The 16,376-nt window shown below is 70.1% G+C and carries 14 protein-coding genes and 1 pseudogene; 7 read left to right on the top strand and 8 right to left on the bottom strand.

Going from position 1 to position 16,376, the window contains the following annotated elements:
- Positions 1 to 650: 650 nt before the first annotated feature.
- The 3 genes from ACWD04_RS04150 to ACWD04_RS04160 form a co-directional block, all read right to left on the bottom strand.
- The gene (locus tag ACWD04_RS04150) at positions 651 to 1,949 is read right to left on the bottom strand and encodes a citrate synthase (protein WP_451127882.1); all 1,299 of its coding nucleotides are present in this window, start codon (positions 1,947 to 1,949) and stop codon (positions 651 to 653) included.
- Positions 1,950 to 2,146: 197 nt separating this feature from the next.
- Positions 2,147 to 4,378, bottom strand: coding sequence for an SF1B family DNA helicase RecD2 (gene recD2 / locus ACWD04_RS04155; protein ID WP_451127884.1), 2,232 nt, complete (start codon positions 4,376 to 4,378; stop codon positions 2,147 to 2,149).
- Between the two features lie 516 nt (positions 4,379 to 4,894).
- Positions 4,895 to 5,380: a hypothetical protein gene (locus ACWD04_RS04160; protein ID WP_451127886.1), complete on the bottom strand. Its 486-nt coding sequence runs from the start codon at positions 5,378 to 5,380 to the stop codon at positions 4,895 to 4,897.
- A 408-nt stretch (positions 5,381 to 5,788) separates the two neighbouring features.
- Between ACWD04_RS04160 and ACWD04_RS04165 the strand changes: the two genes are divergently transcribed.
- Together ACWD04_RS04165 and ACWD04_RS04170 are read left to right on the top strand one after the other, a co-directional pair.
- Entirely contained in the window at positions 5,789 to 6,343 is a 555-nt protein-coding gene (locus ACWD04_RS04165) for a hypothetical protein (protein ID WP_451127888.1), read from the top strand.
- Positions 6,340 to 6,906, top strand: a complete 567-nt coding sequence (locus ACWD04_RS04170) for a hypothetical protein (protein WP_451127890.1) — start codon at positions 6,340 to 6,342, stop codon at positions 6,904 to 6,906. Before ACWD04_RS04165 ends, ACWD04_RS04170 begins: the two co-directional genes overlap by 4 nt.
- A 40-nt stretch (positions 6,907 to 6,946) precedes the next feature.
- Here ACWD04_RS04170 and ACWD04_RS04175 read toward each other — a convergent pair whose 3' ends face one another.
- Positions 6,947 to 7,336 (bottom strand): RidA family protein, encoded by a 390-nt coding sequence (locus ACWD04_RS04175; protein WP_451127892.1) that lies wholly within the window; start codon positions 7,334 to 7,336, stop codon positions 6,947 to 6,949.
- Between the two features lie 124 nt (positions 7,337 to 7,460).
- On the opposite strand from ACWD04_RS04175, the gene ACWD04_RS04180 reads away from it, so the two are divergent.
- Positions 7,461 to 7,844, top strand: a complete 384-nt coding sequence (locus ACWD04_RS04180) for a winged helix-turn-helix transcriptional regulator (protein ID WP_451127894.1) — start codon at positions 7,461 to 7,463, stop codon at positions 7,842 to 7,844.
- A gap of 204 nt (positions 7,845 to 8,048) precedes the next feature.
- On the opposite strand, the gene ACWD04_RS04185 is transcribed toward ACWD04_RS04180, so the two are convergent.
- The 3 genes from ACWD04_RS04185 to ACWD04_RS04195 are packed head-to-tail and all read right to left on the bottom strand — an operon-like array spanning position 8,049 to position 11,169.
- Entirely contained in the window at positions 8,049 to 8,882 is an 834-nt protein-coding gene (locus tag ACWD04_RS04185) for a sugar phosphate isomerase/epimerase family protein (RefSeq protein WP_451127896.1), read from the bottom strand.
- Positions 8,879 to 10,021 (bottom strand): dihydrodipicolinate synthase family protein, encoded by a 1,143-nt coding sequence (locus ACWD04_RS04190; protein WP_451127898.1) that lies wholly within the window; start codon positions 10,019 to 10,021, stop codon positions 8,879 to 8,881. Before ACWD04_RS04190 ends, ACWD04_RS04185 begins: the two co-directional genes overlap by 4 nt.
- On the bottom strand, positions 10,018 to 11,169 hold the full coding sequence (locus ACWD04_RS04195; protein WP_451127900.1) for a Gfo/Idh/MocA family protein: 1,152 nt from the start codon (positions 11,167 to 11,169) through the stop codon (positions 10,018 to 10,020). The genes ACWD04_RS04190 and ACWD04_RS04195 overlap by 4 nt, the downstream gene beginning before the upstream one ends.
- Positions 11,170 to 11,280: 111 nt before the next feature.
- Here ACWD04_RS04195 and ACWD04_RS04200 point away from each other — a divergent pair, with 111 nt between their 5' ends.
- On the top strand, positions 11,281 to 12,348 hold the full coding sequence (locus tag ACWD04_RS04200) for a LacI family DNA-binding transcriptional regulator (RefSeq protein ID WP_451127902.1): 1,068 nt from the start codon (positions 11,281 to 11,283) through the stop codon (positions 12,346 to 12,348).
- Between the two features lie 60 nt (positions 12,349 to 12,408).
- Positions 12,409 to 13,197, top strand: coding sequence for a sugar phosphate isomerase/epimerase family protein (locus tag ACWD04_RS04205; RefSeq protein WP_451127904.1), 789 nt, complete (start codon positions 12,409 to 12,411; stop codon positions 13,195 to 13,197).
- 4 nt (positions 13,198 to 13,201) lie between these two features.
- On the opposite strand, the pseudogene ACWD04_RS04210 reads toward ACWD04_RS04205, so the two are convergent.
- Positions 13,202 to 13,636, bottom strand: a pseudogene (locus ACWD04_RS04210) (EamA family transporter); the annotation flags it as partial.
- Between the two features lie 167 nt (positions 13,637 to 13,803).
- Here ACWD04_RS04210 and ACWD04_RS04215 point away from each other — a divergent pair.
- Positions 13,804 to 15,660 (top strand): glycoside hydrolase family 3 protein, encoded by a 1,857-nt coding sequence (locus ACWD04_RS04215; RefSeq protein WP_451127906.1) that lies wholly within the window; start codon positions 13,804 to 13,806, stop codon positions 15,658 to 15,660.
- Positions 15,661 to 15,759: 99 nt separating this feature from the next.
- Positions 15,760 to 16,371, top strand: coding sequence for a hypothetical protein (locus ACWD04_RS04220; protein ID WP_451127907.1), 612 nt, complete (start codon positions 15,760 to 15,762; stop codon positions 16,369 to 16,371).
- The last annotated feature ends 5 nt before the right edge of the window (positions 16,372 to 16,376 follow it).

A 16,376-nucleotide genomic window follows, 5' to 3' on the forward strand; every position in this document is an offset into this window, starting at 1 on the left:
CCGCGTGACCCCACCGCCCCTCACCGCGTTCAGGCTGTTCAGCGCCACGATCGCGGATGCGGGAACGGCGTTCCCACCGGTCTTGGCAGTGACCGGACGACCCGAGGCCGCACCCCTTCACACAATGCCCACAAAGAGACTTAGATCACACCGATTTGAGGGTAACCATCTGACGGGTTGGTGAGTCTAAGAGTGCGATGCCAAGGATGTCTTGGGGGACGTCCGATGGAGTGTCTTGGGGGACGCTCCTGGCAAGCGTTGGCCGGGGCACGTCCACCGGGGAGCTTTGAGCGGCCCTCCCGTGCGTACGTACCCCGGCAGCCGCACAGCAGGACCGAACTGAATACGCACCACCTGAGGAACAACGGGAGTTCAGGCTCCCATCAGACGCCCGGCCGGATCCCGTGGGGGGAATCCGCTCCGGGATATGGGAAACGCCCTGTTCGTCGACCCGTGGGGGGATCGACGGCGGGGCGTTTTTCGCGTCCACCGCAGGCGGGTGCGCACGAACACCGGAACGCAGCCATGGAACCAAGGCGCCCCGGAGCGCCGAATCGCCCCGGACACCGCGCTCTGACTGTACGAGCGCGGTACGCGGGGCGAAGGATGCCGGCCGGAGTGGCCGGGGTGCAGCAACGGTTCTAAGAGCTTCAGCGGCCCTCGACCGGGACGAAGTCGCGCAGGACCTCGCCGGTGTAGATCTGGCGCGGGCGGCCGATGCGCGATCCCGGCTCCTTGATCATCTCGTGCCACTGGGCGATCCAGCCGGGGAGTCGGCCGAGCGCGAACAGCACGGTGAACATCTCGGTCGGGAAGCCCATGGCGCGGTAGATCAGGCCCGTGTAGAAGTCCACGTTGGGGTAGAGGTTGCGCGAGACGAAGTACTCGTCGGAGAGCGCGTGCTCCTCCAGCTTGAGCGCGATGTCGAGCAGCTCGTCGGACTTCCCGAGCGACGACAGCACGTCGTGTGCGGCGGCCTTGATGATCTTGGCGCGCGGGTCGAAGGACTTGTACACCCGGTGGCCGAAGCCCATCAGGCGGACGCCGTCCTCCTTGTTCTTCACCTTCTGGATGAAGCTGTCGACGTCACCACCGTTGGCCTGGATGCCCTCGAGCATCTCCAGCACCGACTGGTTGGCGCCACCGTGCAGCGGACCCCACAGGGCCGAGATGCCGGCGGAGATCGAGGCGAACATGTTCGCCTGCGAGGAGCCGACCAGACGCACGGTGGAGGTCGAACAGTTCTGCTCGTGGTCCGCGTGCAGGATGAGCAGCTTCTCGAGCGCCGAGACGACGACCGGGTCCGGCACGTACTCCTGGGCCGGCACGGAGAAGGTCATGCGCAGGAAGTTCTCGACGTAACCGAGGTCGTTGCGCGGGTAGACGAACGGGTGACCGATCGACTTCTTGTACGCGTACGCCGCGATCGTCGGGAGCTTGGCCAGCAACCGGATCGTCGAGAGGTGGCGCTGCTTCTCGTCGAACGGGTTGTGGCTGTCCTGGTAGAACGTGGACAGCGCGCTGACGACCGAGGACAGCATGGCCATCGGGTGGGCGTCGCGCGGGAAGCCGTCGAAGAAACGCTTGACGTCCTCGTGCAGCAGCGTGTGCTGGGTGATCTCGTTCTTGAAGGCCGACAGCTCGTCGGCCTTGGGAAGGTCACCGTTGATCAGCGTGTAAGCGACCTCGAGGAACGTCGAGCTCTCCGCGAGCTGCTCGATCGGGTATCCGCGGTACCGCAGGATGCCCTGCTCGCCGTCGAGGTAGGTGATGGCGGATTTATACGCGGCCGTGTTGCCGTATCCGCTGTCCAGCGTGACCAGGCCCGTATTGGCCCGGAGCTTCCCGATATCGAAGCCCTTGTCGCCGACCGTGCTGTCGATCACCGGGTAGGTGTACTCGTCATCGCCGTACCGCAGTACTACAGCGTTGTTGGTGTGCTCGCTCACGTCATCCCTCACCGACGTAGTGCCTCTTCTTCGAGGTGCCCTGACTGTCTCCACCCTCCCCCATTTGGCGCAGGAGAGTGCACTCGGGGTCGTCCATTGGACCTACCGACGGCACTGAGTGCCGCCAACTTTCTCATCCTGCCCCCTTCCCCGCGGTTCCGGAAGGGCTCAGTGACGTATCCCACCGATTTGATCGATCATTTTCCCGGGAAGTCTTCGGCCGTTCCGCCCCGAAGCCGGAAATCCAGCGCCGTGCAGCGCCTGCCTGCGGAAACGGTACGGACGGCCTGACCGATCGCCTTGCGCGAGCCGACCAGGACGACCAGCCTCTTGGCCCTGGTCACAGCGGTGTAGAGCAGGTTCCGTTGGAGCATCATCCAGGCACTGGTGGTGACGGGGATGACGACCGCCGGGTACTCACTGCCCTGCGAACGGTGGATGGTCATCGCATAGGCATGGGCCAGCTCGTCGAGCTCGTCGAATTCGTACGAAATCTCCTCGTCCTCGTCCGTGAGGACCGTCAGCTTCTGCTCGTCCGCGTCGAGAGCGGTGACGACACCGACCGTGCCGTTGAAGACACCGTTCTCCCCCTTGTCATAGTTGTTCCGGATCTGGGTCACCTTGTCGCCGACCCGGAAGACCCGGCCGCCGAACCGCTTCTCGGGCAGGTCGGGGCGGCTCGGGGTGATGGCCTGCTGGAGCAGTCCGTTGAGATGGCCGGCACCTGCCGGACCACGGTGCATCGGGGCGAGGACCTGCACGTCACGGCGGGGGTTCAGGCCGAATTTGGCGGGAATGCGACGAGCCGCCACATCCACGGCGAGCACCCCGGCGTCCTCCGTCTCGTCCTCCACGAACAGGAAGAAGTCGTCCAGCCCCTGGGTCAGCGGCGGCACTCCGGAGTTGATCCGGTGGGCGTTGGTGACGACGCCGGACTTCTGGGCCTGCCGGAAGATGGTGGTCAGCCGGACCGCCGGGACCGGTCCGCCCTCGGCGAGCAGATCCCGCAGCACCTCCCCGGCGCCGACCGAGGGCAACTGGTCCACATCCCCGACCAGCAGCAGATGGGCACCGGGTGCCACCGCCTTGACCAGCTTGTTGGCGAGGAGCAGATCGAGCATCGACGCCTCGTCGACGACGACCAGGTCGGCGTCCAGCGGCCGGTCACGGTCGTACGCCGCGTCCCCGCCGGGCTTCAGTTCCAGCAGCCGGTGCACGGTGGAAGCCTCGGCGCCGGTCAGCTCCGAGAGCCGCTTCGCGGCCCGCCCGGTCGGCGCGGCCAGCACCACCTTCGCGTTCCTCGCGCGGGCCAGCTCGACCACGGAGCGGACGGTGAAGGACTTCCCGCAGCCGGGACCGCCCGTGAGGACGGCGACCTTCCGGCTCAGCGCGAGCCGGACGGCTGCCTCCTGCTCGGGGGCCAGCGTCGCCCCCGTGCGCCGCGCGAGCCAGGCCAGTGCCTTGTCCCAGTCGACGTCCTGGAAGGCCGGCATCCGGTCCTCCGGCGTACGCAGCAGACGCTGCACCTGCGCGGCGAGTGAGATCTCCGCCCGGTGGAAGGGGACGAGATACACGGCGGTGACCGGCTGCCCGTCCTCGGGACCCGGCACCTTCTCCCGTACGACGCCCTCCGGATCCTCCGCGAGCTCGGCCAGGCAGTCGATGACGAGCCCGGTGTCGACCTGGAGCAGCTTCACCCCGTCGGCGATCAGCCGCTCCTCCGGGAGGAAGCAGTGCCCCTGGTCCGTGGACTGCGACAGGGCGTACTGCAGCCCGGCCTTGACCCGCTCCGGACTGTCGTGCGGGATGCCGACGGCCTGGGCGATGCGGTCGGCGGTGAGGAATCCGATGCCCCAGACGTCGGCGGCCAGCCGGTAGGGCTGGTTCTTCACCACGGAGATCGAGGCGTCCTCGTACTTCTTGTAGATACGGACGGCGATGGAGGTGGAGACGCCGACGCTCTGGAGGAAGACCATCACCTCCTTGATCGCCTTCTGCTCCTCCCAGGCCGCGGCGATCATCTTCGTCCGCTTCGGCCCGAGCCCGGGCACCTCGACGAGCCGCTTGGGCTGCTGCTCGATGATGTCCAGGGTGTCCACCCCGAAGTGGGTGGTGATCCGGTCGGCCATGACCGGCCCGATGCCCTTGATCAGGCCGGAGCCGAGATAGCGCCGGATGCCCTGGATGGTGGCGGGGAGAATCGTCGTGTAGTTCTCGACGGTGAACTGCTTGCCGAACTGCGGGTGGGAACCCCAACGGCCTTCCATGCGCAGCGACTCACCGGGCTGCGCACCGAGCAGCGAGCCGACGACGGTGAGCAGATCGCCCGCCCCTCGCCCGGTGTCGACGCGGGCGACCGTGTACCCGTTCTCCTCGTTGGCGTAGGTGATCCGCTCCAGGACGCCTTCGAGCACGGCGGTGTTGGACATGGAGCAGACGGTACCGGGTGGGGCTGACAGTCCGGGGAACGCCCTTGACGGGGCCCAGCACCATGACCCGACACCAGTGGTCTCAAGACGAAGTCCGGAAGCGCCCAGCCGCGGTCGTGCCGACAGCCCGCGCACACCGAACCCGGGTCGGGGCGCTTCTCGGGGGCCAGTGCGGCCGAGCGAGGCCGGCGTCTGCGGCGTGCTCCCTGATCCGGTCACGGATCTCGGCGGGCTGCCCTGGCTGTCTTCATCGCGGCTGTACACGGCGGAGGCAGCGTGCTCACCTCCGACACCGGTGACATCAGGGCATACGCCGCCACGCTTTACGAGGCACAGGTCCTGGCTGTGACCATCCTCCGCCGCCACCGCACCGGCCGCCCCTGCCGAAGCACCCCGCAGAGCGCGATGTCCACGCGCTCGTCGGGAGCCTTGGCAGTGTGATGCAGGCCCCCTGACCGCACCGGTCGTGGTCCCACTCAGGCACGCGAGAGGAACGCCTCACGCAGGCGTGTTCGTTCAGGCCGCCCGGTCATCCGCGTGGCCGGCCTCGGGGGCGCCCTCGGACCGCCGTACGACGGCAGCCCCGCGCAACGCGACGGCGCACCAGAGGGCCACCAGCATCAGCCCGGCCGCGGCGAGGCCGGCGACTTCGAGGGGCTCCGGCCGCCAGCCCAGGGAAAGGCGGGTGCCGATCATGACGACGCCTAGCGCGACCTCCGAAGGGGAGTAGACCGGCACCTTGGCCGCCACGAACCGCAGGACGGCGGCCAGCCCCAGGCCGATCACGGTCCAGGCGAGCAGATAGGGCCAGAGTGCTCCCGGAGCGGCGGGCGGCAGACCGAACTCCTCCGGTCCGATCCGGAACAGGGCGCCCACCCACCCCAGCGCCACTCCGGCGGCGGTGACGGCCACGACCCACAACGCGTGGCGCCTGAACGGGCCGGACCGCACGTGCTCGTCCTCGCCATCGGGGGCGGCGGGGTTCCCAGGAAGATCCATCATGCTCGGTGAGACGCGCACCGGGCGGTGATCGTTGCGTCGCGAACGACCTCGGGGCCGCCCGGGACTCCACGAACCGCCCCCAACGGCGGCGGCACCGCGCCCACTCGGGGCACACCCACTCGGCGGATCCTCGGGCGCGGCATCCTCGTCCACGCCCGGAAGGCGGATCGGACCAAGGCCTGCCAGGGGCATTCAATCCTGGTAGGAAGCCACGATCCGGTGCGCGTGACGCCGGCCCGTAATCGGCGGAGACGTCTGCGCAGTGGAACCGGATGTCCGCACCCCGCTCCCGGGCGCCGCCGGTCCCGGGCGGTGACCTCGGCCGCCTTCCGACCCCCCTCCTGACGAATGACGTCCCGTCAACCGCGCCCGAGTCGACTGTCGGTGCCCGGACCTAGGGTCATCTGCATGAGTGCAATGACAGGCTGGACGGCCCACGCCTTCCCCGGCCACGAGGTGAACCTCGTCTTCGCCCGGGGGATGACCACCGGCGCCCTTGCGGAGCGGTTGCGCGGTGGGCTCCGCGAGCCCCTCGCCGACGGCGAAGCGAGCGGATGGGCCTGGGCCGTACACGACATGATGAACCCGGAGGCCGACGGCTACGACCTGGTCGATTACAACGGCATCTGCCGGGACGGCGGAGAGATCGTCGTCTTCGTGACCGAGCCGTGCAGCGGGAAGGCGCACGGCCCGGACTTCTCGTACTTCCGTGACGGCCGCACGATCCTCCACTTCAGCTTCGAGGACGTGGGAGCCCGGGTGGGCGAGAACCCGGATTACCTCTCCGCCGAGCTGCTGGCCGCGAACCTGATAGGACCCGGCTCCTTCTGCGCGGAGGAGGAGACCGGCGACCACGACTGCTTCGATCACGACACCGACGACGAGGACCGCCTCGTGCGGACGATCGCTGACTACTTCCGGCTGCCCTCTCCCCCGCTGTCGACGGAGGTGGCGGCCCAGTGACCCAGCTCGCCCCCCACACGTACGCCACCTTCTGCAAGGGCATGAGCCTGCCCACGCTGTCCACCGTCTTCGCCGAGGCCGGGCACCCCATGGCCGACGGCGGTCGGTCGGCCGGCTGGACCTGGGTGACACATGACGCGCGCTCGGAACCGCTGTCGGAGTCGGACGGGTTCTCCGTCAGCGATCTGGCGTCCTACGTCACCGGCTTCCGCTACGCGGACCGAGCGGACCTCCCGGAGCCGCTGGAAACCGTGTTCCTGGCGTCCACACCCGCCTGCGCGTGCGAGCACGGACAGAACTACATGGTCCCGCACTGTGACGCCCATCCGTTCCAGTTCGTCCACAGCCGAGGCGGGTTCCAGGAGACGTACTTCAACATGGGCGACCGCCGCGAGTCTCGGCGGATCGGGGACCTGTTGGTGCGCGAGCTGCTCGATGCCGGGATCGTCGGCCGGGACACACCGGCGTACGCAGCCGATCCCGGGTTCAACGCCGGCGGAACGCTCACGCTCCGGATCATCGCCGACCACTTCGGGCTGCCCTCGCCACCGCTGCTCGCGTGAGCCGGGCCCGCCCGTGGCGTCGCCACGGACGCTGGCACGGTCAGTCGAGCATCGCCGTGGCCTCGATCTCCACCAGGTGTGCGGGGATGTCCAGCGCCGCGACCCCCAGGAGTGAGGCCGGCGGCGCAGCGGTGGTCCCCAGCTTCTCCTTGGCCCGGGCGATGCCCGCGAGGAGCAGGGGCATCTTGTCGGGGGTCCAGTCGACGACGTACACGGTCAGTCGCGTCACGTCGTCGAAGGTGCCGCCGACGCCGGCCAGCGCGGTGCCGACGCCGAGGTAGGCCTGCTCGACCTGGACGGCGAGGTCGCCGTCGGAATTCCAGGCGACCTGGCCGGCGATCGAGACCAGCTTCGTTCCGGTCGCGACCGACACCTGGTGGTAGATGTCGATCTCGGGCAGGCCGGTGGGGTTGACCAGAGTGATGGCCATGGTGGTACGCCTCCTTGTCGCGAGGGCCCGACGGCCCCCGCGTGCTCTCTTGTGGTTACTCAAGAACCGTAGGAGAGTGACGTCTGACATGGAAGAACGCACTTTTAAGTGACTGGGGAACCTGATGGTGACCAAGCAGTTCAGCGGCTCACTCGAGGACGAAGCGGACGTGATGCGCGCGGACTCCTTGGCGCGGGAGATCTTTTCCGACCTCGCGAACAAGTGGGCCCTCATGATCGTCGGCATCCTGGAGGAGCGCACCATGCGCTTCAGTGAGCTGCGGAAGGGGATCGAGGGCATCAGCCACAAGATGCTCACCCAGAACCTGCGCATGCTGGAGCAGAACGGCCTGGTCGAGCGGACCGTGTACCCCACGGTGCCCCCTCGGGTCGACTACACCCTCACGGAGCCGGGCCGAGCTCTCATGAAGACGGTCGAGGCGATGTGCGACTGGACCCACCAGCACCTCGGGCACATCGAGTCGTCCCGCCGCCGCTTCAACGCCTGACGGCCGCAAGCACACCGCCCGCCCCCCGGAAAGCGGAATGGGGCCCGGCCCACAGGCCGGACCCCCCTCGCTCTCCCCCCCCGTCGGGCTTCCCGATCCCCCCGGACCCCTCCCCGGAAGTCCCGACGCTGAGTACGACCGGGCAAGGTACGCAAAGGTTGCACGCCTTGACGATCTCTTTACCTTTGCGTGCCGGACCGGCTCTCAGCAGGCATGTTCCAGGTACCGGGCGGCGACTTCGGCGATCACTTCGGCGCCGTCACGTGCCCAGAGGCCCTCGTTGAAGATCTCCACCTCGATCGGCCCGTCGAAGCCTGTCGCCTCGACCTGACGGCGCATCGCTCGGAAGTCCACGCTCCCGTCGCCCAGTTGGCCCCGGCCCACCAGAACTCCCGCTGGAAGCGGAGTGATCCAGTCGGCCAGCTGGAAGGAGTGGATCCGGCCGCCCGCTCCGGCCCTCGCGATCTGCGCGGGCACCTGGTCGTCCCACCAGATGTGGTACGCGTCCACGACCACTCCGACCTGCTCGGCGGGAAAGCGCTCCGCGAGGTCCAGGGCCTGCGACAGGGTGGAGACGACGCAGCGGTCCGACGCGAACATCGGGTGCAGCGGCTCGATCGCGAGCCGGATGCCGCGCTCGGCGGCGTACGGGGCGAGCTCCGCCAGCGCGTCGGCGATGCGCTCCCGGGCGGCGTACAGGTCCTTCTCGCCCTCGGGGAGCCCGCCGGAGACCAGGACCAGCGTGTCGGTGTACACCCCGGCCGCCTCGTCGACCGCCGCTCGGTTGTCGTCCAGCGCGCGGGCGCGTTCGGCGGGGTCGGTCGCGGTGAGGAAGCCGCCGCGGCAGAGGCTGGTGACGGTGAGGCCGGCGTCCTTCATCAGCTGCCCCGCGCGCTCGACGCCGTACCCCTGCACCGGCGCGCGCCACAGGCCGACCTTGCCGATGCCCGCCTTGGCGCAGCCCTCGACCAGCTCCGGCAGCGACAGCTGCCGGACCGTCTCCTGGTTGATGGACAGGCGGGACAGATCGGTGCTCATCGGCTTCCTCCGTGAACGGACAGCAGGGCGCGCATACGCGTCTCGGCCAGCTCGGGGTCCGGGAACAGGCCCAGCCGGTCGGCCAGTTCGTACGCCTTCGCCAGGTGCGGCAGCGAACGGGCGGACTGCAGGCCGCCGACCATCGTGAAGTGGTCCTGGTGGCCCGCCAGCCAGGCGAGGAAGACGACGCCCGTCTTGTAGAAGCGGGTCGGAGCCTTGAACAGATGGCGCGAGAGCTCGACCGTCGGGTCCAGGAGGGCGCGGAAGCCCTCGACGTCCCCGGTGTCCAGGAGCCGTACCGCGTGGGCGGCCAGCGGGCCCAGCGGGTCGAAGATGCCGAGCAGTGCGTGACTGAAGCCCCGGTCGTCACCCGCGATCAGTTCGGGGTAGTTGAAGTCGTCGCCGGTGTAGCAGCGCACCCCACTGGGAAGACGGCGCCGTACGTCGATCTCGCGCTCGGCGTCCAGGAGCGAGATCTTGATGCCGTCGACCTTGTCCGGGTGTTCCGCGATGACCTTCAGGAAGGTGTCCGTGGCGGCGTCGAGGTCCGAGCTGCCCCAGTAGCCCTCCAGGGCCGGGTCGAACATGGGGCCGAGCCAGTGCAGGACGACCGGCTCCGTGGCCTGGCGCAGGAGGTGGGCGTACAGCTCCAGGTAGTCCTCGGGGCCGTTCGCCGCCGCGGCCAGCGCGCGGGAGGCCATGAGGATGGCCTGCGCGCCGCTCTCCTCGACCAGGGCGAGCTGCTCCTCGTACGCGGCGCGCACCTCGGCCGGCGTGGCCGGACCGGTGAGCTGGTCGGTGCCGACGCCGCAGGCGATCGCGCCGCCCACGGACTTCGCCTCGGCGGCCGAGCGGCGGATCAGCTCCGCCGCGCCCGCCCAGTCCAGGCCCATGCCGCGCTGTGCGGTGTCCATGGCCTCGGCGACGCCCAGGCCGTGCGACCAGAGGTGACGGCGGAAGGCGAGGGTGGCGTCCCAGTCGACGGCGACGGGGTCGTCGGGGCTGATGTCGGCGTACGGGTCGGCGACGACGTGGGCGGCGGAGAAGACCGTACGGGAGGCGAGCGGCGCCCCGGACGGTGCCAGGTCGAGCGGGGCGGTGCGGGGTTCGTACGAGCCCTGCGGGAGATGGATGGTCACAGGCTCAGCTCCGGTACGTCGAAGCGGCGGCCCTCGGCCGAGGACTTGAGGCCGAGCTCGGCGAGCTGGACGCCGCGGGCGCCGGCCATCAGGTCCCAGGTGTAGGGCTCGTCGAGGACGATGTGGCGCAGGAAGAGCTCCCACTGGGCTTTGAAGCCGTTGTCGAACTCGGCGTTGTCGGGGACTTCCTGCCACTGGTCGCGGAACGGCTCGGTGACCGGGAGGTCCGGGTTCCAGACCGGCTTGGGAGTGGCCGAGCGGTGCTGGACACGGCAGTTGCGCAGGCCCGCGACGGCGGATCCGTGGGTGCCGTCGACCTGGAACTCGACGAGCTCGTCACGGTTGACGCGCACGGCCCAGGAGGAGTTGATCTGGGCGACGGCGCCGCCCGCCAGCTGGAAGGTGCCGTACGCGGCGTCGTCGGCGGTGGCGGCGTAAGGCTTGCCCTGCTCGTCCCAGCGCTGCGGGATGTGGGTCTGCACATGCGCCGAGACGCTTGTGACCTGGCCGAACAGCTCGTGCAGGACGTACTCCCAGTGCGGGAACATGTCGACGACGATGCCGCCGCCGTCCTCCGAGCGGTAGTTCCACGACGGACGCTGGGCGTCCTGCCAGTCACCCTCGAAGACCCAGTAGCCGAACTCGCCGCGCACGGAGAGGATCTCGCCGAAGAAGCCGCCGTCGATGAGGCGCTTCAGCTTGAGCAGGCCCGGGAGGAAGATCTTGTCCTGGACGACGCCGTGCTTGATGCCGGCGTCGCGGGCGAGGCGGGCCAGTTCGAGCGCACCCTCGACGTCGGTGGCGGTGGGCTTCTCGGTGTAGATGTGCTTGCCCGCGGCGATCGCCTTCTTGATCGCCTCGACGCGGGCCGAGGTGACCTGGGCGTCGAAGTAGATGTCGATCGATTCGTCGGCGAGCACCGCGTCCAGGTCGGTCGACCACTCGGTCAGGCCGTGCTGCTCGGCGAGCGCCTCCAGCGCGTGGGCGCGGCGGCCGACGAGCACGGGTTCCGGCCACAGCACATCGCCGTCACCGAGGTCGAGGCCGCCCTGCTCGCGGATCGCGAGGATCGAGCGCACCAGGTGCTGCCGGTACCCCATGCGTCCCGTGACGCCGTTCATGGCGATGCGCACTGTCCTGCGTGTCACGAAAGTTCCCTCCATACAGCCGTAGCAAGCGCTTTCTATGCGGTATGACGCTAGCCTGCCGACAGCGGCCCGGACAAGGGGGGCCGCTCCAGAACTCCTCGGAGGAGAGCGATGACAGTCACCCTGGCGGATGTTGCGGCCCGCGCCCGGGTGTCCCCGGCCACCGTGTCCCGTGTCCTGAACGGCAACTACCCGGTGGCCTCGTCCACCCGGGAACGGGTCCTGCGAGCGGTGGACGACCTGGACTACGTACTGAACGGCCCGGCCAGCTCGCTCGCCGCCGCCACGTCCGATCTGGTGGGCATCCTGGTCAACGACATCGCCGACCCGTTCTTCGGCATCATGGCCGGAGCGGCGCAGAGCGAGATCGGCGGGCCGGGCGACGGATCCGGCCGCGGGGGCGGCGAGAAGCTCGCCGTCGTCTGCAACACCGGTGGCTCCCCCGAGCGTGAACTCACCTACCTCACCCTGCTCCAGCGGCAGCGCGCCGCGGCCGTCGTCCTCACCGGCGGCGCGCTGGAGGACCCGGCCCACCAGGCCGCGATGGCCGTGAAGCTGGCCAGACTCGTGGACGCCGGCACCCGGATCGTCCTCTGCGGACGGCCCCCGCTGGCGGACACCGACGCGGTGGTCGCCGCGCTGGCCTTCGACAACCGAGGCGGCGCCAGGCGCCTCACCGAGCATCTGATCGCCCTGGGACACAGCCGGATCGGCTACGTCGCCGGCCCCATGGAACGCACCACGACACGGCACCGGCTGGAGGGCCACCGTGAGGCCATGAAGGCGGCGGGGCTGTACGGAGACGAGGAGAGCGTCACCGTGCACGGCCCGTACGACCGGAGCTCCGGCTACGACGCCACGCTCGAACTCCTGCGCCGCGAGCCCGGCGTGACGGCCGTGGTCGCCGCCAACGACACCGTGGCACTGGGTGCCTGCGCAGCCGTCCGGGACCTCGGGCTCCGCATCCCCGAGGACGTCTCGGTGGCCGGCTTCGACGACCTGCCGTTCTCGGTGGACGCCGTACCGGCCCTGACGACCGTACGGCTGCCCCTGTTCGAGGCGGGAGCGCGGGCCGGCCGGCTGGCGATGGGCAAGGAGACACCCCCGCCGGGAGGTACGGCGACGATCGCCGCGGAGCTCATGGAGCGGGGATCGACGGCGCCGCCGCGGCAGAGCTGAGGAATCTCCCCCGCGAACACGGGTACGGGTCAGGACCGCACCGATGAAAGGAAAAACACCGTGAAGCTCGCTTTCTCGACCCTCGGCGTTCCGGGGATGCCCGTGGCGGACGTGGTGCGGCTCGCCGCCGGGAACGGCTACCAGGGGGTGGAGCTGCGCGCCCACCCCGAGGAGCCGGTCCACCTCGGCCTCACCCCGTCCGAACGGGCCGGCGTCGCCGACGAGTTCGAGCGGGGCGGCGTGGAGATCCTCACCGTCGCCGGGTATGTGCGGGTCGCCGCCGAGGGCGAGGACGAGCCGGTGCTCGCCGAGCTCGCCCGGTTGGTGGAGCTGGCCCGCGACCTGGGCGCGGCGTATGTCCGGGTGTTCCCGGGCGGCGGGGACCAGGACCCGGCGGAGGCCGACGCGATCGCCGCGCGGCGCCTGGGGGCCGCCGCCCCGCACGCCGCCGACCAGGGGGTGAGGATCCTCCTGGAGACCCACGACTCGCACCGCGCTGGGGCCGACGTGGCCCGCGTGGTCGGGACCGTCGGGCACAAGCAGATCGGCGCGATCTGGGACGTCATGCACACCTGGCTGGCCGGCGAGGAGCCCGCGGCCAGCCACGCGGTGCTGGCCCCGCACCTGGGATACGTACAGGTGAAGGACATCGCCTCCGCCGAGGACACCAAGCCGCTGGCCCTCGGCGCGGGGGTCCTGCCGCTGAAGGCATGCCTGGACACCTTGGACACGGACGGCTGGGTCTGCTGGGAGTACGAGAAGCGCTGGTACGCCGAAGCCGCCGATCTGCCGGGTCTGCTGGCAGCGGGCCGGGAGCACGTCCTGCGGCTCGGCGCGCCGAAGCAGTAGACCTTCAGGCCCGCGCCTCCTGGGGCTCCGGCAGCGGTGGGGCGGCGACGGGGCGGGGCCTGGCCAGGGAGGTCAGGGCCACTCCGCCGACCAGGAGCGCCGCCGCGCACCAGCGCAGAGGGCTGACCGGCTCGCCGAGGAAGAGCGCGGCCGAGGACATCCCGAAGACGGGCACGAGCAGGGTGAACGGCGCCACGGACGAGGCCGGGTGGTGGCGGAGCAGGAAGCCCCAGGCCCCGAAGCCGAAGACGGTGGAGATCCAGGCGACGTAGACGATGATGCCGACGCCGCTCCGGTCGAGCGCGGCCAGGGCTGCCACGTCACGGTCCCAGCCCTCGAAGAGCAGGGACAGCGCGAGGAGCGGCAGTACGGGCACGGTCGACACCCAGACCATGAAGTTGAGGGCATCGGGCGGGGCGGCCTTACGGGTGATCACGTTCTCTCCTGCTCACCTGAGGTGCCGGCCCGCCCTGACGCCATCACTCCAAGACACCACCCGTCCTTCCGTGTGTCCCGTCCGTTCTCGGGCCGCCCCCTTGACTGACAGTTACTTTCCATATATCCGTACCTTCTTGGAAGTTTCCTTCAGCACCGGAAGGGGCTCACGTGCACCACCGCACCTCCAGACGCACCCTCCTCACCGCCACCGCAGCAACGGCCGTGGCCGCGGCGACCGGCGTCGCCGCTCTTCCCGGCGCCGCACAGGCAGCCACCTCGGCCGCCTCTCCGGACAACCGCCTCAAGCGGCTCATCGCCCGGATGAGCCTGGAGGAGAAGGTCGGCCAGCTCTTCGTGATGCGGGTGTACGGGCACTCGGCCACCGAGCCGGACCAGGCGGACATCGACGCCAACCTCGACGAGATCGGGGTCCGGGACGCGGCCGAGCTGATCTCGACGTATCACGTCGGCGGCATCATCTACTTCGCCTGGGCGCACAACACCCGTGACCCGCACCAGATCGCCGAGCTCTCCAACGGCATCCAGCGGGCCGGGCTCGCCGGGCCCACTCCGCTGCCGCTCCTCGTCTCCACCGACCAGGAACACGGCATCGTGTGCCGCGTCGGTGAACCCGCGACGCTGCTGCCGGGCGCGATGGCCCTGGGCGCGGGCGGCTCACGCTCCGACGCGCGCCGGGCGGGCAGGATCGCCGGTGCCGAGCTGGCGGCGCTGGGCATCAACCAGAACTACGCGCCGGACGCGGACGTCAACGTCAACCCGGCCAACCCCGTCATCGGCGTACGCTCCTTCGGTTCCGATCCGGAATCGGTCGCCGAGCTGGTCACCGCGCAGGTGAAGGGGTATCAGGGCGCCGGGATCGCCTCCACCGCGAAGCACTTCCCCGGCCACGGGGACACCAGCACCGACAGCCACACCGGCCTTCCCGTCATCCACCACACCCGGGAGCAGTGGGCCGAACTGGACGCCCCGCCGTTCCGGGCGGCCGTCGCCGCCGGTATCGACTCGATCATGACGGCGCACATCGTGGTGCCGGCTCTGGACCCGTCGGAGGACCCGGCCACCCTGTCCCGCCCGATCCTCACCGGCATCCTGCGCGAGGAGCTCGGCTACGACGGTGTCGTGGTCACCGACGCCCTGGGGATGGAGGGGGTCCGCACGAAGTACGGCGACGAGCGCGTCCCCGTCCTCGCGCTGCTGGCCGGGGTCGACCAGCTGCTCAACCCGCCGCATCTCGAGGTGGCGTGGAACGCCGTCCTCAACGCCGTGAAGAGCGGCGAGATCAGCGAGGCCCGCATCGAGGAGTCGATCCTGCGCATCCTGCGGCTGAAGACGAAACTCGGGCTGTTCCGCGACCCGTACGTCACCCGCCGGGGTGTCGATCGCACCGTCGGCATCCCGGCGCATCTCGCCGCGGCCGACCGGATCGCCGAGCGGACGACCACGCTGCTGTCCAATGCCGGTTCGCTGCTGCCCCTCTCCCGCCGGTCCCACAAGAACCTCCTCGTGGTCGGCGCCGATCCGGCCTCGCCCTCCGGCACGACCGGCCCCCCTACCACCACGCTCGGCACGGCCTTCGAGGAGCTGGGATTCGCGGCGACCGTTCTGTCCACCGGCACGGCACCCTCCCAGGCGAAGATCGCCGAGGCCGTGGCGGCGGCGGAGGGCAAGGACGCGGTGGTCGTGGGCACGTACAACGTCACCGCGACCAGCTCCCAGCGCACCCTGGTCAGCGCCCTCGCGGCGACCGGCGTCCCGGTGATCACACTGGCGATCCGCAATCCGTACGACATCGCCCAGCTGACCGGGACGGGCTACGCCGCGAGCCTCGCCGCGTACTCCTGGACGGACGTCGAACTACGGGCCGCCGCCCGCGTGATCGCGGGGCGGGCCCGGCCGGAGGGCAGGCTGCCGGTCCCGGTGCAACGGGCGGACGCCCCCGCCCAGGCGCTGTACCCCGTCGGCTACGGACTGTCGTACCGCGCCTACGCCACACCCTCGCCGTAATCACCCCGAAGAGCTAAAACACCCCGTGCGCCTGGCGTGTCCCCGCTCCGGCGGGTCACGCTGGGTGCACGCCCTGGCGGGCGTACCGGGGGGTCGATCATGGAAGAGAGCCGTGCCGCGGGGGTGCTGCGCGTCCTCCTGCCCGTTGTCGCGGTGCTCTGTCTGAGCGCCTGTCGGCAGCCGGCGGGCAGCGCGTCGGACATTCCGGCCGGCGGGCCGCAGGGCAGCGCGGCACCCTCGGGGTACGGGGTGGAGTTCCTCGGACCGGCCGACTGCAGCTCGCGAGGAGAGGCCGTCCGTGAGGTGTCGTGCGGCAGCGAGAAGGCCGCGGCGCGGGTGCTGGCCCGCTACACAGGGGTGCCATCGGACGGGCCGGCATGCCCGCCCGCGACGGACTTCCTCCTGCACATCTCCCCGTCGCCGAGCGGCCCCGCCCCCGCGCCCCGTGGGTACGCCTGCATGCGCAACCTGGAGTCCCCTCACCCCGGCGATCCCGGGCAGGGCGGCGGCCCGCTGACGGTCGTCGGGGACTGTGTCTACAACTTCCGCGAGGGCGAGGTCAGGGAGACCGCCTGCGACGGATCGGGCGAGCGTCCACCGCAGTTCGAGATCGGGTCGGCGGTGGCGCGGCGCGCGCTGTGCCCCGACTCGACGGATCTGTTCGTGCAGCTGGGCGGGGACAAGCCGGTGGGCTGTGTCCACCGGGTGTGAGCAAC

It is taken from the genome of Streptomyces sp. NPDC002911 (genome assembly GCF_053591835.1).

Coding starts and splice junctions, on each gene's coding strand:
- recD2 (WP_451127884.1), bottom strand. CDS start 4,378: ATGTCCAACACCGCCGTGCTCGAAGGCGTCCTGGAGCGGATCACCTAC.
- ACWD04_RS04160 (WP_451127886.1), bottom strand. CDS start 5,380: ATGATGGATCTTCCTGGGAACCCCGCCGCCCCCGATGGCGAGGACGAG.
- ACWD04_RS04165 (WP_451127888.1), top strand. CDS start 5,789: ATGAGTGCAATGACAGGCTGGACGGCCCACGCCTTCCCCGGCCACGAG.
- ACWD04_RS04175 (WP_451127892.1), bottom strand. CDS start 7,336: ATGGCCATCACTCTGGTCAACCCCACCGGCCTGCCCGAGATCGACATC.
- ACWD04_RS04180 (WP_451127894.1), top strand. CDS start 7,461: ATGGTGACCAAGCAGTTCAGCGGCTCACTCGAGGACGAAGCGGACGTG.
- ACWD04_RS04185 (WP_451127896.1), bottom strand. CDS start 8,882: ATGAGCACCGATCTGTCCCGCCTGTCCATCAACCAGGAGACGGTCCGG.
- ACWD04_RS04200 (WP_451127902.1), top strand. CDS start 11,281: ATGACAGTCACCCTGGCGGATGTTGCGGCCCGCGCCCGGGTGTCCCCG.
- ACWD04_RS04220 (WP_451127907.1), top strand. CDS start 15,760: ATGGAAGAGAGCCGTGCCGCGGGGGTGCTGCGCGTCCTCCTGCCCGTT.